This is a genomic window from Actinosynnema sp. NPDC037264 (assembly GCF_055603705.1).
In genome coordinates this window covers 82,846-96,663 of sequence record NZ_JBVJVK010000007.1, presented here as the reverse complement: position 1 = coordinate 96,663, position 13,818 = coordinate 82,846, and the positions used below count along the sequence as shown (strand labels likewise).

Here is a 13,818-nt window from a genome sequence, read left to right as displayed (position 1 = left end):
GGTCGGCGCATCGTCCCGCTGACGGGAGCGGCCCGGCCCGCGCGGGGTGCGGACCGGGGGTCAGGCGAGCGGGATGTCGTGGCCGGGGCCCCGCTCGTCCTGCGGGCGCGGGCCGAAGTAGCGGCGGTCGGCCTCGTCGATGCGCAGGTCGTTGATGCTCGCCTCGCGGCGGCGCATCAGGCCGTTGTCGGCGAACTCCCACAGCTCGTTGCCGTAGGAGCGGAACCACCGGCCCTCCGCGTCGTGCCACTCGTACTGGAAGCGGACGGCGATGCGGTTCTCGCGGAAGCCCCACAGGCTCTTGCGCAGGACGTAGTCGAGTTCGCGAGCCCACTTGGCGGTGAGGAAGTCGACGATCTCCGCGCGGCCGGTGACGAAGACGTCCCGGTTGCGCCACACCGAGTCCTCGGTGTACGCGAGGGCGACGCGGTGCGGGTCGCGGGTGTTCCAGGCGTCCTCGGCGGCTTGGACCTTGGCCAGGGCGGCGTCGACGTCGAACGGCGGGAACGGCGGGCGTGCTTCGGTCATGGCTGGGCGGTCCTCCACGGTGCGGTGAGCGGCGGGTTGTCGGGGGCGGGGACCGGGGAGTCGGCCCGCAGCGCCAGCAGTCGGCCGGCGACCACGTGCCGCGGGGTGAAGTGGACGCGGCGGCCGGTGCGGTCGTCGTCGCCGGGAACGCCCGGGCGGGTCCACTCCACCTCGGCCCGGCCGGACAGGTGCAGGGTGCGGCCGGTGGCGAAGTCGCAGAACAGCAGCGCGGCGTCGGGGTCGGACGCCAGGTTGCCGAGGGTGTTGAACATGTTGTTGCCCGAGTAGTCCGGCCACCACAGCGCCCCGTCCTCGACGCGGACGAAGCCGGGCGCCCCACCGCGGTGCGAGGCGTCGTTGCCGCGGGTGGGGTGGGTGGTGCCGAGCAGGAAGGTGTCGGACCGGCGGACCAGGTCGACGTCCTCCGGCGCGAGGTCCGTGCCGCGGCGGACTGGCGCGGCGCCCGGGGACGTGCCGTCGGTGCGGTGGAGGCGTCGGGCCTGGATGTACCGGGGGCAGTTGCCGTACGCCTGCTCCACGTCGACGCGCAGCCCGTCGTCCCCGGCGTCGGACAGCGTGCCGTTGACGCGCAACCGCCTGCGGGTGGCGAACTCGACCACGATCAGCCCGGCCGGCTGGTCCGCCGGCAGGCCGCGGAGCGGGTCGCCCTCGGCCGGCGACGTCCGCACCGCGAGGGCGGTCGGGGTGTCGACGTGGAGGAAGCCCGGCGGCCCGGTCAGCGGTGAGAGCCACAGCGAGCCGTCGGTGTCGCGCGCGGTGATCGCGGCGAAGGTGCGGTCCGCCAGGAACCGCGTCGCCCCGTCGCCGAGCCCGGCGGGCGCCACCATGCCCGCGAGCCGGGCGGCGTCCAGGGAGACGCCCGCGCGGCGCTGCACGGCCAGTTCGCCCTCGTGGAAGCCCGCGGTGTCGGCACGGGTCGGATCGGTCATGCGGGAAGCACCCCTTCGATCACCGGTTCTGACGTTTGCAGGTGTCAGTAACCGTTAGAACGACCATGGCATGCGCCGGTGCCCGTGTCAACGGATAGAGACCTCTGCAACCGTTAGAAGTGGGGTAGCCTCGACCGCATGGACACCGACGCGCCGCTGCTGGGCGAGCCGCTCCCGGTGGAGTTGATGAACACCGTCTGGGCCGACCGCGACGGCGTGCACGACGCGCTGCGCGACCCCGACGGCACCAGGGCCTGGCTGCGCGCCGTCTGCGCCAGGACGGACTTGCTGACCCCCGGCGACCTCGACGCGCTCACCGCGGCCGACCTCGACCGCCTCGGCCACCGGTTGATCGGCCTGCGCGACGCGCTGCGCCGGCTGGCGACCGAGGCCACCGGGGACCCGCGCCCGGCCGCCGCCTCCGACCTCCGCGGCCTGGACGCGGCCGTGACCGAGCTCAACCGGGCCGCCGGCGACACGCCACACTGGTCGGCGCTGTCCTGGACCGCCGGCCAGGCCCCGTCACGGCACACCCGCACGGGCGGGCCGGCCGCTTCCGCCGCCGTCTCCGCCATCGCCGAGGACGCCATCGCGCTCTTCGGCCAGGACACGCGCCACCAGCTGCGCGCCTGCCTCGGCCCCGGCTGCGTCCTGTACTTCCTCAAGAACCACCCCCGCCGGGAGTGGTGCTCGGCGGGCTGCGGCAACCGCGCTCGTTCCGCCCGCCACTACCAGCGCCACCGCGGCGCGACGGCCTGACCGTCGCGTCGCGGCGTCTCCGACCGGGGTCAGCGACCCAGGTCGCGGAGCTGGTGCTGCAACTTGTCGTGCAGCAGGTCCACCGCCTCCTGGTAGGTCTCCGCGGTCGCGGCGGCGTTCACCGGCGTCCCGTTGACGTCCAGCGACGCGTGCGCCACCAGCAGGCGCGGCCCGTCCGTGCTCAGCCGCACCTTGGCGTAGGAGATGTCGGCGGGGGAGTACTTGGCGATGGCGGAGACCTTGGCGCGGGCGTACTCGGCGGCCTCGCCGGGCAGCCCGGGGGCCAGGTCGACCCGGATGTCGGCGATCTCGTGCACGTGGCTCATGCCTCCACCCTCCTCCCTTTTCCGCGACACCGCGCCGGAGCTTTCCTCAGGGTCGGTCCGGGAGAGTCGCGGCGTGGGCACCGGCCTCGTGCGACGCCCCCGCCGGTAACCTCGTGCCGGAGCTCGGTTCGGCCGGGCGGCGACCGGGGGAACACGTGGCAGGCGCACCGAAGCGGTCGTACGTCGACGAGATCTGCGAGCTCGTCGGGTGGCGGGCCGGTGGTTTCCGGCCGGGGCTGGACTGGGCCACCGTCGAACGCGAGCTGGGAACACCGCTCCCCGGCGACTACAAGGAGTTGCTCACGCGGTTCCCCTCCGGTGGTTTTCGCGGCGCCATCCAGTTCTTCAACCCCGGTCAGAGCGCGGAGGAGTGCGGAGGGGCCAAGGCGCACAACGACGAGCTGCTGGAGATCTTCGGCGACGAGGACCTCGACTACCTGCGAGGCGTCCCGTACCGGCTGTTCCCGGCGCCCGGTGGCCTCTACCCGTGGGGGATCGACGGCGCCGGGGGAACGTTCTGGTGGATCACCGACTCGGCGGACCCGGACGAGTGGCGGGTCGCCTACCACGACCGCGACCAGTGGCACGAGGAGCACCCCGGGCCGATGACGAGCGCCATCCACGAGCTGCTGCTGAGCACCGGCGAGGACAACCTCCTCCGGTGGGACATGGCCGGCAGGCCGGTGGACTTCAGCGGCCACTGGGGCGACCGGCACGTCTCCCACCCGGGCTGAGGCGCATCCCGACGTGCCGTCAGGCGCCGGCGGTGAACCGGTCGGAGCACGCCCGTCCGGTTACCGGCCGCGGCGTTCGAGGAGGCTCTCGACCCCGAGGAGGAACGTCTCGCCGATCGGTTTCGGGTCGGTCAGGCAGCCCGCGGCCATGGCGCCGTCCCGCAGCATGGCGAAGTGGCGGCCGGCGGCGTCCGGGTCGGGTTTCCCGGTGGCGGCCAGGAGTTCGGTGACCGCGGTCAGGAACCACTGCCGGTGCCTGAGGACCGCCTGGTGGACGGGGTGGGCCGGGTCGGGGTACTCGGCGGCGGCGTTGAGGAACGCGCAGCCCCGGAAGTCGGGCCGCTGGATGTCCTCGGCGATGGACCGGGCGACGGTGCGGACGACGTCGTCGGGGGAGGTGTCCTGCGCCCGTGCGGCGTCCATGCGTGCGCGGATCGCCTCGTCGGCCAGCGTCAGGTAGGCGACGACGAGGTCGTCCTTGCCCGGGAAGTGCCGGTACAGGGTGGCTCGCGTGACCCCCGCGGCGGCGATGATGCGATCGATGCCCACCGAGTGGAGCCCTTCGGCGTAGAACAGCGCGCTGGCCGTGGTGAGCAGTCGCGTCCGAGCTTCCGACATCCGTTTCCCCCCTTCGAGGTCCGGTCCCGAGGCTAGCAGATAGAACGGTCGGTCTTGACAGTCGAGCGCGCGTGCCGCACGCTCTCAGGTGTACCGATCGTTCTATCTACCTCGGGCCGTCACCGTCTCGACCGTCGAAAGAGGGAATCCGATGTCCAGCTCCACCGAAGCCCGCACCCCGGTGGCCGAGGTCGACGGCGCCAAGGCGCTGCGCGCCCTGTACTTCGTCCGATTCGGCTTCGCGATCGTCTGGGCGGGCCTGCTCGCCCTCACCGCCTCGACGCTCACCCCGTTCGCCATCGCGCTGCTGGTGATCTACCCGCTGTTCGACGTCGCCGCCGCCGTGGTCGACCTCCGCTCCTCCGGAGCCGCGCGACCTCGGGTGCCGCTGTACGCCAACATGGCGCTGAGCCTGCTCACCGCCGTCGGCTTGGCCGTCGCCGTCACCTCCGGCATCCCGAGCGTCCTGCGGGTGTGGGGCGCCTGGGCGATCGCGGCGGGCATCGTGCAGCTGATCGTCGCGGTCCTGCGCTACCGGCTCGGCGGCCAGTGGCCGATGATCCTCAGCGGTGGGCTCTCCGCGGTCGCCGGCACGACGTTCGTCGTGCAGGCCGCCGGAACGGCCGCGTCGCTCACCAACGTCGCCGGTTACGCGGCCGTGGGCGGCGTCTTCTTCCTGATCTCCGCGATCCGCCTGCACCTGCGTGGTCGCTGAGGACGTCGCCGGGGCGGCCGGGGTTCACGCGATCGCGTCCAAGCGGGCCAGGTCCTCCTCGGTCAGCCGCAACCCGGCCGCGGCCACGTTCTCCGCGAGGTGCGCCGGGTTGCCGGTGCCGGGGATGGCGAGGACGTTGGGCCCCTGGTGGAGCGTCCAGGCCAGGCGGACCTGGGCGGGGGTGGCGTCGTGCGCCCTCGCGACCTCGGCGATCACGTCCTTGCCGGTCTCGTCGGCCGCCGCGAACGGCGACGAGCCGGGGATCGCGGCCCCGATGGCGAAGAACGGCACGAACGCGACGCCGTGCTCCGCGCACAGCTCGACGAGCGCGTCGTCCTCGCGGCGCGTGACGAGTCCGTACTGGTTCTGGACGCACACCACCGGCGCGATCGCGAGGGCCTCCCGCAGGTGCTCGACGCCCACGTTCGAGATGCCGAGGTGCCGGACGAGACCTTCCTGCCGCAGCTCGGCGAGCGCCCCGAAGCGGTCCGCGATGGAGCCCTCGCCCCGTTCGAGCCCGCGGCCGATGCGGAGGTTGACGACGTCGAGGTGGTCGAGGCCGAGCTGGCGGATGTTCTCCTCGACCTGGCCGCGCAGACCCTTCTTGTCGTCCACGTGGAGCCAGTCGCCGGCCGGGTCGCGGCCGGGGCCGACCTTGGTGGTGATGACCAGGTCGTCCGGGTAGGGCGCGAGGGCGGTGTTGATCAGCTCGTTGGCGGAGCGCAGCGCGGAGAAGTAGAAGGCGGCCGTGTCGATGTGGTTGACACCCAGCTCGACGGCTTTCCGGAGGACCTCGATGGCCCGGCCGCGGTCGCTGGGGCCGCCGTCGGCGTCGCTCATCAGCCGCATGGCCCCGAAGCCGAGGCGGTTGACCGTCCGGTCGCCGAGATCCCAGGTGCCGGCGGCGGTCGCGTCGATCGTTGTGCTCATGGCTCCAGCTTCGGTCCTCCGGGTGCGGCCCGCCGGGAATGGCAACTTCTTGCCGGGATTGGCGACGGGGTTGCGCCGCGCGGAGACTGGGTGGCATGAGCCTCGACCACGTGCCCGTCCTCCACGGCGACGAGGAGTTGTTCAGCCGCACGGCCCACCTCTTCGCGACCGCGGCCGAGATCACGTGCGCCGCGCGGGACCTGAACACGTGGGCGGCGACGCGGCCACGTCCCCGTGACGCGCGGCCGGCGTCGATGCCGAGGCTGCGCAAGCTGTACCGGCCCGAGGTGCTGCTGAACCCGTCGATGGCGCAGCACCTCCGCGCCACCGCGGCGCGGGGCGCGGAGGTGCGGATCACGCAGGACGACATCAACGAGACGATCATCATCGACCGCAGGCTCGCGATCCTGGCGGGTGACGTGGTGGACGGCCGCCGCGGCTACGGCATCGTGACGGAGCCGGCGGTGGTGCAGAACGTGGCGTCCCTGTTCGACGCCGCGTGGCGCTCGGGGACCGACCTGGCGGTGTACGACGCCCAGCACGCGGAGCTGCGCGCGCTCGCGCCGCGGGTGCTGGAGCTGCTGGCGTCGGGCTGCAAGGACGAGACGGCGGCCCGCACGCTCGGCCTCGGCGTGCGGACCTACCGGCGTCGGGTCGCGGAGCTGATGGCCGTCCTGGGCGCGGACTCCCGCTTCCAGGCCGGGGCGAGGGCCCGCGACCTCGGCCTGATCTGAGCGGCTGTCGCACCGCGCCGGTCGCCGACGCGATCACCACGCGGGGGAGCGACCCCGGTCAGCGGCGGCCGGGGTCGACCAGGAACGGGTTCCTGCCCTCGCTCCAGCCGAGGAACCGCAGGCCGGTGCCGTGCCGCACCGTGCCGGCCGCCGTGAAGCGACCGCCGTGGAGCACGTGCAGCAGACCGTCGGCCGCGGGCTGGAGCACGGTGCCGCGCACCTCGCCCGCCAACCTCTCCGCGTGGGTGAGCCGCACGGCCGGCTCGCAGAAGCCGAGCAGGAACAGGGCCTGCCGCCACGCGTACGCGGCGTTCTTCACCTGGATCAACGCCGCGTGCCGGTGGTCCGGCCGCCGGCCGAACCGGCGGACGAGCCGGTCGAACACCCGCCACGCCAGCTCCGGCGCCCGTTCGCGCACCTCGTCGGCCAGGTCCAGGCCGTCGACCAGCACGGCCAGGTTGTGCGTGGTCAGGATCTGGCTCTGCTCCAGCAGCATGCCGTTCGCCGCGACCGAGCCACCGGAGGTGCCCGCCCGTTCCCGGCACAGCGCGGTGAAGTCCGGCGCGGTCCGCTTGCCCCAGCGCAGGACGGTGCGCGGCGCCTCGGGCCAGTCCGCCGGCAGGTCGTAGTAGTTCGCGTAGGGCGTGCCGGCCAGCAGCCGGCTCGCCACCACCGCCGCGTCACGCCACTTGGTGGTGAACCTGCCGGTGAAGATGTCCGCGGCCACCTCCTCGACGAGCGGCAACTCCAGCGAGGCCTGCTTCGCCAGCGCCCTGAGCTCGGTCACCAGCGGGTTCGGCAGCAGGGCGTGCGGGAACGCGGTCAGCGCCAGCATCGTGACCTGCCGCAGCGCGCGGTACGCGGCCGCCGCGCCGTCCGGTCGGGGCGACCGGTGCGGCTCCAGCGCCCGCACCCACGGCAGCTCGGTGAACCGCACCTGGTGCTCGAGGTCGAGCAGCAGCAGGCCGCGGCGACGCCGGAACGCCGGGTAGGTCTGCTCGTACAGCCCCGCCACGACCGGGTCGGCGATCGCCGTGCCGAGCAGCCGCGAGGTGAGCTGCGGCAGCACGATCGCCAGCGTCTCCCCCGACGTGATCACGCCGAGGCGCACCAGCTCGTCGGCCGGCGCTTCGAGCGCTCGCGCCGCCTTGTGCACCAGGCGGTCCGGCACCGTCGTGCCGCACGGGATCCCGGCGGTCGTCTCGGCTTCGGACACCGCGGCCGACGCGACGTCGAGCGACGGCAGGCCGCCTTCCGCCGGGTACCGGTCCAGCCTGCTCGCGAGCACACCGGCGAGCGCGGCCCTGGTCGGCGCCGCGACGGCCGCCGCCCCGGCGGTGCGCCACGCGTCCCGCCGGTCGGACTCCGGCGCGCCCCGGCGGCTGACCGTGTTCGCGATGGCGCGGCGGATCCAGCCGACCTCGCGCGCGGTGAGCGCGTCGCTGCCGTCCGGACAGGACTCCAGGGCGTGGCGCAGTCGCGCGAAGTTGCTCTTCGGGTCGGCCTGCCGGCCCGAGAGCGCGTGGGTGCGGGACGCCTCGGCGAAGTCCGCGCGCCACTCGGCCCTGGCCGCCGCCCACTCGGCCGGCCACGTGCGACACGGCCACCCGCCGTGCACGGTCCCGTTCGCGTCGAGGTGGGGCAGCTCGCCGTCGACCGTGCGACACCACAACGCGACCAGCCGGTCGTACAGCGGATCCCACACGGTCAGCGTGTCGCGCATCGCGGCGATCCGCGCCGGCACCCGCACGGCGCGCAGCGACGCGGCGGCGTCCTTCACCGACGTGAGGCGGACGGCGGAGCCCGACGGCCGGGCGACCGGTTCGAAGCGCGGCGTCAGCCGGAGCCGGTGCAGCAGCGGGCGCAGGTCGGCGATCAGGTCCAGGGCCTGCTCCGGGAAGCCCGTGTCCAGCAGCAGGGCCACGACCGGCAGCGCCGCGTCCTCCGGCAACTCGACCCGGTAGTGCCCACGGCGGATCACGTCGAGCAGCTCGGCCTGGCCCGCGTCGCCGAGGTACCAGAGGTTGAGCCGTTCCCGCGCGTTCCGGCCGGGCACGTCGTCCGGGAGGGACGCGACGCGGGCCGCCTCGTCCTCGGACAGCGGCACCTCGGCCAGGTACCGGCCGGTCGCGAAGCCGCCGTCCGCGACTTCGAGCGTCACCCACGCCGGGGTGTTCGCGACGGGGGTGCGGGAGCCGACCGCGAGCGTGCCGTCGGCCATCCCGTTGACGACGTCCTCCCAGCGCCGCACCTTGCCCAGCGCGCGCTCACCGTCGGCCCCGGCACCCGCGGAGGCCACCGCGGCCAACGCCCGCTCCAGCCGACCGGTCGCGTAACCGGAGGAAGCGGTGCGGATCTGGTCGGACACAGTGGACTCCGCGGTCGGTGGACATGGAGGCGGGAATCGAACCCGCGCCCTCCCCGTCCCGAGCGGGGCGATCTGCCACTGATCTACTCCATGAGGTGGCCGGATCGTATCGGCCGCGCACGCCCGTCGCCCCCGATTTTCCGCGCGGAGGACCTCGGCGCCCCTTCGCGGCGCGGATGCAGGCGCGGTGGCCGGACACGCACCGTTTGAGCGCGTGGTCGTCGATGCCGACCGCGACCGGGGCCGATGGCGTCGGGTCCGGCAGGTCACAGACCAGCCGCGGCAATGTGCTGCGACTGGCGCGCACACCGATGACGCCGCGCAGACGGGCGCCCGCGCGCCTGGCCAGGGCCACACCGATCTTCTCCGGAACCGGCCGCAGCCGCTCCGACCAACGACCGTGCCGACGCGTCACTCCCGCGATCTGCTCCACGAACGTCCACTTCGGACACTCCGGTGCAGGACACGCGAAACGACGCGCGCGCCACGAGTACAGAGCGATCGCACGCCTACACCGCGGAGGTGATGCGGTTCTGGCGGGCCGTGCTCGGGTACGGGCAGGTCGGTGACGAGGGCCTGCTCGATCCGCGTCGCCGGGGGCCGTCGCCGTGGTTCCAGCGGATGGATGCTCCGGGTCCGGCCGTGCAACCGGATCCACGTCGACGTCTCCGTGCCGCACGACGAGGGTGGGCCGCGAGCGACCGGACTCGGCGAGCAGGTCCAGTCCGACGGCCTGTGACTCGATCGGGTGTAGCAGGTGCGCACGACGTAACGCGGTGCGACGGTCGGCGAGAGAGGTGGTGTGACGGGTTGGCGACGGTGGGGAATCGCGTCGGTCGCGCTGGTGGCCGTCGTGACCGCGCTCGTCCTCGCCCTCGGCTCCCCGAACGGGCTGCAGTCGGCGGCCGGCGTCGGGAGCCTGGTCGCGGCGCTGACCCCGCTCGTGCTGGGGCTGGTCCTCTGGGCGCGCCGCCCACCGCTCGTGACGCTCACGACCTCGACCGCCGAGCAGACCGACGCGGCCCAGCGCCTGCTCGCGAGCCAGGTGCTGAGCCAGTGGCGTGCCGAGATCGACGTCCGCCGGCTCGACGATCCCGGCCCGCTCGCGGTGCGGTGGCGGTTCACCGAGCTCGACGTCGCCGATCACGTCGCCCGGGAGAGCCGGTGGCGCGGCCTGCTCGGTCACGGGCGGCGCCGGTTCACGGGCCGGACCGACCGCATCGGCGACATCGCCGCGCGGTTCCGGGGCCTAAAGCGACGGCGGCTCGTGATCCTCGGGGAGCCGGGCACGGGCAAGACGACGCTGGCCTTGTTGCTGCTCCGCGAACTGCTCGACCACGCGGAGCCGGGTGAACCCGTGCCCGTGCTCGTCCCCCTGTCGGAGTGGGATCCCGGCGCCGAGACGCTCCACGAGTGGCTGACCCGCCGGTTGGTCGAGGACTACCCGGCGTTGCGCGCCACCGCGTTCGGCCCGGACGCCGCCCGCTCGCTGGTGACCGGGCGGCGGGTCCTGCCGGTCCTGGACGGTCTGGACGAACTGCCCGAGGGCATCCGACCCGCCGTGCTGCTCCGCCTGAACGAGGTCGCCGCGGACCCCCTCGTGCTCACCTGCCGCACCGCGGAGTACGAGGCCGCCGTCGCCGCGCCGGGCGGGGACGTGCTCACCGGCGGTGCGGTCATCGAGCCGAACCCGCTCACACCCGCCGACGCCGCCGACTACCTCGCCGCTTGCCTCCCGCCGGGCGCGGTGGGTGACTGGCGCGGTCTGCTGGCGACCCTCACCGACGGTCGGCGCGGCCCGCTCACCGAGGCGTTGTCCACCCCGCTGGCGCTGTGGTTGCTCCGCAAGGTCTACGTCGACACCGGCGAGCACCCGGCCGAGCTGTGCGAGGTCGGCCGGTTCCGCAGCGCCGACGCGGTGGTCGAGCACCTGCTCGACCACCTGGTGGCCGCGCTCGTCAGCGCGAACCCGCCGCGGGGCGGTGAGCATCCGTTCCGGCCCCGGCGGGCCTGGGAGCCGGCCGACGCGACGAGGTGGCTGACGTTCCTCGCCCACCACTTGACCACGATGGGCAGCCGTGACTTCGCCTGGTGGCGGCTCCACCACGCGGCGCGGCGCCGGGCCGCGGTCGTGGCGGGGCTCGTCGCCGGGGTCGGGCTGGGGTGCGCGGTGGCGGTCGGCGAAGGGCTTCTGGTCGGGCCCGTGAACGGAGCTGTCCTCGGCCCCCTGGTCGGACTCGTGTTCGGGGTGGTGGTCGGCTTCGCCCGCGGGCTCACGATCGGGCACGTGGCCGGGCTCGTGTTCGGGTTCAGCCTGCTGGGCGCCGGCGTCGACGCGGGACTCCTCGCCGGTGAACCCGTGGTGGGCCTGGTGTTCCTGGTCGCGGGCGGAATCCCGGTGGTGGTCGTCGGCGTGCTGGTGGCGCGGGGCGTCGGTTTCACCCCACCGGAGACGCCGGCGTACGCGGATCTCCGGCTGCGCGGTCGAACCCGATCGCTCGTGCGAGGGCTCACGAGGTGGGCCGGGGGTGGCCTGGTGCTCAGGTTCGTGCCCGGTTCCTCGGCCGGGCTCGTGTTCGGCGGCGTGCTCGGCGCGGCGGGCGAGACCTCGGGTGGGCTGCGTTCCGGACTGGTGTTCGCGCTGGTGTTCGGCGGCGCCACCTGGCTCGCGGTCGGGCTGGTCGAGTGGGCCGAGACCCCGCAACCGGACGACCGGCCACCGACTCCGGTCACCGCGTTCCGCCGCGACCTGCGGCTGGTGTGCCTCAAGTCGATCGTGGGCGGTTCCGTGATCGGCCTCGCGTTCTGGCTCCAGGACGTGCTCAGCGGCACCGGGGCATCGCCGACCGGACTCGTGGTCGGTCTCCTCGTCGCCCTCGCGATCGCACTCGGCGTCGGATCTCATCAACCCGGCGGACGCTACGTGTCCGCGGTGCTCGCACTGCGCGCCCAACGGCAACTCCCGCTGCGACTCCTGGATTTCCTGGACGACGCCCACCGACTGGGCCTCCTCCGCCGGACCGGTCCCGTGTACCAGTTCCGGCACGCACGTCTCCAAGACCACCTCAGCCGGAAGTCGGCGCCGCCGGTGTCGTGACGGTGGCGGTCGGGTGGTCTTCGGCGCACCTGGCGTCCTCGGCGCGGTTGGATGTGTGCCATGCGACCGCTCCCGATCCGCGACCGCGCGGGTAACGCGTTGGTGGGGTTCCGCACCGTCGCCGAACGGGAACTGGAGGGTCTGGGTGATCGGGACGTCGTCCCGGCCGCCCTGGTGGTGGTCGAGCACGCGTGCGCCGTGCTCATGGTGTTCGACAGTTGGCGCCGGGCGTGGGAGCTCCCGGGCGGCGGCCGTGAGCCGGGCGAGACGACTCGCCAGACAGCGGTCCGGGAGTTGCGCGAGGAGACCGGCATCGGCGAGGTGGCGCTGGACGGTGTCGCGGTGGCCGAGTTCACCCTCGTCGCCCCGGACCGCCGTGAACTCCTCGCCATCTACCGGCTGCGCCTCACCGCCGCGCCCCGCCTCCTGGTCAACGACGAAGTGCTCGACTTCCTGTGGTGGTCACCGTCCGCCCCGGTCGCCGACGCCATGAACCCCCTCGACGCCGAGATCGCCCGACGCGTCGCCCGGCCTCCGCCCGCGTGAACCGCCAGACCTTCGGCGCTGCACGCGGGTCGGAAGGTGCGGGTGAGGCTCCGGGTCAGTTCACGCAGAGGCAGAACGGATGGCCCGCCGGGTCGAGGAAGACCCGGAAGGACGTGCCCGGCTGGTGCGGGTGTTTGGTCGCGCCGAGGTCGAGGACGGCCGCCTCGGCGGTGTCGAGGTCGTCGACGGTCACGTCGAGGTGCATCTGCTGGGGCGACTCCTGGCTCGGCCACACCGGGGGCGCGTACCCGTCCACCTGCTGGAAGCAGATGCACTGACCGTGCTCCGCGCGGACCTCGGCCCAGTCGGGGGAGACGTCGACCTTCCAGTCCAGCAGCGCGCCGTAGAACCTCGCGAGCGCACCGGGGTCCGGGCAGTCGATGACGATGCTGGGGAAGCGTGCGATGGCCATGCCGGTCATGCTAAGGGCTGTTGCGGACGATCCACGTCCGGATTGTGGCGGTGACACCCGCAGGTGTGGCGTGCCGGGATCAGGACGTCGCCCGCCACTCCGACAGGCGTCAGCACCCGGGTGCCGGACGTGGCGGGGCACCACGCGACCCGGCAGGATGGGCACGTGAACCAGCTTGATGGGGCAAGTCGATTACGTCGGCGGCCGTCCGGGGCGGGTGCCTCGTGAGCCGGAAGCGGCGCGAGCGGGCACGGGTGTCGACGAGGATCCGGCAGCTTTGGGAGATCACCGTGACCACGGTGGCGCTGCTCGCCGGCACCTACCTGATCCTCGCCACGATCGAGCCGACCAGGATGGTGCTGGAGCGCTACCTCGGGCGGCTGGAACTGCCGGGGCTCGTCGCGCTGATCGGGGTGATGCTGGAGATCACCACCATCGCCGTCTACCAGCTGGGCCGCGAAGTCCGGTCGCTGCGGACCCGGATCACGGGTGCCGAGCACGACCCGGGCACGCACTCGATCAGCGGAGTGCTCTCCGCGTTGAGCGACGACACCGTCGGCCGACGGGACCGCCGACTCGCCGTGCTCGGCCTGACGCTGAACACCAGCTGGCCGGCGCTCGCCGGCTGGCTGACCTCGCCCGATCGCCCGACCGGCTGGCACATCACCTTGCTGTGCCTCGACCCGGCCTTCGTCGCAAGCTCCGGCGAACTGCCCCACGAGTGGGCGGAGGAGGCACGGCGCAGCACGGCGAAGATCCGCTCGTTCATCGAGCAGGAGGCCGACGACCTGCGCCGCCAGGGGATCACCGTGGAGCTGAAGACCTACGCCTGCGTCCCGGTCGTCCACGGCTTCCGCTTCGGTGACGGCACCATCTACGCCTCTTACCTGCAATGGACGGACACCGGCCGGATACGCCCGTTCGAGTTCTACGACCGGCTGTCCCCGGACGACAGGTCGCCGCGCACCGGCCACTACCGCCGCCTCTTCGAGAGCTGGTTCACCCGGGCCGACACGGTCCGCGCCACGCCGTACGCCGTCGAGTCGAACGCCGTCGAGCCGTCGAGCCACCCGACTCGGCGGCAGGCTTAGGATTCCGCGT

At 73.5% G+C, this 13,818-nt stretch carries 14 protein-coding genes and 1 tRNA gene; 7 read left to right on the top strand and 8 right to left on the bottom strand.

The window, feature by feature from the left end:
- Positions 1-60: 60 nt before the first annotated feature.
- Together ACZ7GX_RS11365 and ACZ7GX_RS11360 are read right to left on the bottom strand one after the other, a co-directional pair.
- Positions 61-528, bottom strand: coding sequence for a nuclear transport factor 2 family protein (locus ACZ7GX_RS11365; protein ID WP_498775410.1), 468 nt, complete (start codon positions 526-528; stop codon positions 61-63).
- The gene (locus ACZ7GX_RS11360; protein ID WP_498775408.1) at positions 525-1,478 is read right to left on the bottom strand and encodes a pyridoxamine 5'-phosphate oxidase family protein; all 954 of its coding nucleotides are present in this window, start codon (positions 1,476-1,478) and stop codon (positions 525-527) included. The genes ACZ7GX_RS11365 and ACZ7GX_RS11360 overlap by 4 nt, the downstream gene beginning before the upstream one ends.
- 138 nt (positions 1,479-1,616) lie before the next feature.
- Here ACZ7GX_RS11360 and ACZ7GX_RS11355 point away from each other — a divergent pair, with 138 nt between their 5' ends.
- Entirely contained in the window at positions 1,617-2,237 is a 621-nt protein-coding gene (locus ACZ7GX_RS11355; protein WP_498775406.1) for a CGNR zinc finger domain-containing protein, read from the top strand.
- Positions 2,238-2,266: 29 nt separating this feature from the next.
- Here ACZ7GX_RS11355 and ACZ7GX_RS11350 read toward each other — a convergent pair whose 3' ends face one another.
- Positions 2,267-2,563 (bottom strand): HPF/RaiA family ribosome-associated protein, encoded by a 297-nt coding sequence (locus ACZ7GX_RS11350; RefSeq protein ID WP_498775404.1) that lies wholly within the window; start codon positions 2,561-2,563, stop codon positions 2,267-2,269.
- A gap of 155 nt (positions 2,564-2,718) precedes the next feature.
- Here ACZ7GX_RS11350 and ACZ7GX_RS11345 point away from each other — a divergent pair, with 155 nt between their 5' ends.
- Entirely contained in the window at positions 2,719-3,297 is a 579-nt protein-coding gene (locus ACZ7GX_RS11345) for an SMI1/KNR4 family protein (RefSeq protein WP_498775402.1), read from the top strand.
- A 60-nt stretch (positions 3,298-3,357) separates the two neighbouring features.
- Here the strand turns inward: ACZ7GX_RS11345 and ACZ7GX_RS11340 are convergent, their stop codons facing one another.
- Positions 3,358-3,915, bottom strand: a complete 558-nt coding sequence (locus ACZ7GX_RS11340; RefSeq protein WP_498775400.1) for a TetR/AcrR family transcriptional regulator — start codon at positions 3,913-3,915, stop codon at positions 3,358-3,360.
- Between the two features lie 151 nt (positions 3,916-4,066).
- Between ACZ7GX_RS11340 and ACZ7GX_RS11335 the strand changes: the two genes are divergently transcribed.
- On the top strand, positions 4,067-4,630 hold the full coding sequence (locus ACZ7GX_RS11335) for a hypothetical protein (RefSeq protein ID WP_498775398.1): 564 nt from the start codon (positions 4,067-4,069) through the stop codon (positions 4,628-4,630).
- A gap of 24 nt (positions 4,631-4,654) precedes the next feature.
- Here ACZ7GX_RS11335 and ACZ7GX_RS11330 read toward each other — a convergent pair whose 3' ends face one another.
- On the bottom strand, positions 4,655-5,560 hold the full coding sequence (locus ACZ7GX_RS11330; protein WP_498775396.1) for an oxidoreductase: 906 nt from the start codon (positions 5,558-5,560) through the stop codon (positions 4,655-4,657).
- Positions 5,561-5,655: 95 nt separating this feature from the next.
- Here ACZ7GX_RS11330 and ACZ7GX_RS11325 point away from each other — a divergent pair, with 95 nt between their 5' ends.
- Positions 5,656-6,294, top strand: a complete 639-nt coding sequence (locus ACZ7GX_RS11325) for a DNA-binding response regulator (protein ID WP_498775394.1) — start codon at positions 5,656-5,658, stop codon at positions 6,292-6,294.
- A 58-nt stretch (positions 6,295-6,352) separates the two neighbouring features.
- On the opposite strand, the gene ACZ7GX_RS11320 is transcribed toward ACZ7GX_RS11325, so the two are convergent.
- On the bottom strand, positions 6,353-8,662 hold the full coding sequence (locus ACZ7GX_RS11320; protein ID WP_498775392.1) for a hypothetical protein: 2,310 nt from the start codon (positions 8,660-8,662) through the stop codon (positions 6,353-6,355).
- Between the two features lie 18 nt (positions 8,663-8,680).
- Positions 8,681-8,755: transfer RNA gene (locus tag ACZ7GX_RS11315), tRNA-Pro, on the bottom strand.
- A gap of 709 nt (positions 8,756-9,464) precedes the next feature.
- Here ACZ7GX_RS11315 and ACZ7GX_RS11310 point away from each other — a divergent pair.
- Together ACZ7GX_RS11310 and ACZ7GX_RS11305 are read left to right on the top strand one after the other, a co-directional pair.
- Entirely contained in the window at positions 9,465-11,759 is a 2,295-nt protein-coding gene (locus ACZ7GX_RS11310; protein ID WP_498775390.1) for an NACHT domain-containing protein, read from the top strand.
- A gap of 60 nt (positions 11,760-11,819) precedes the next feature.
- Positions 11,820-12,305: an NUDIX hydrolase gene (locus ACZ7GX_RS11305; protein WP_498775388.1), complete on the top strand. Its 486-nt coding sequence runs from the start codon at positions 11,820-11,822 to the stop codon at positions 12,303-12,305.
- Between the two features lie 55 nt (positions 12,306-12,360).
- Here the strand turns inward: ACZ7GX_RS11305 and ACZ7GX_RS11300 are convergent, their stop codons facing one another.
- Positions 12,361-12,717, bottom strand: coding sequence for a VOC family protein (locus ACZ7GX_RS11300; protein ID WP_498775386.1), 357 nt, complete (start codon positions 12,715-12,717; stop codon positions 12,361-12,363).
- A 224-nt stretch (positions 12,718-12,941) separates the two neighbouring features.
- On the opposite strand from ACZ7GX_RS11300, the gene ACZ7GX_RS11295 reads away from it, so the two are divergent.
- Positions 12,942-13,808, top strand: coding sequence for a hypothetical protein (locus tag ACZ7GX_RS11295; RefSeq protein ID WP_498775384.1), 867 nt, complete (start codon positions 12,942-12,944; stop codon positions 13,806-13,808).
- Positions 13,809-13,818: the final 10 nt, after the last annotated feature.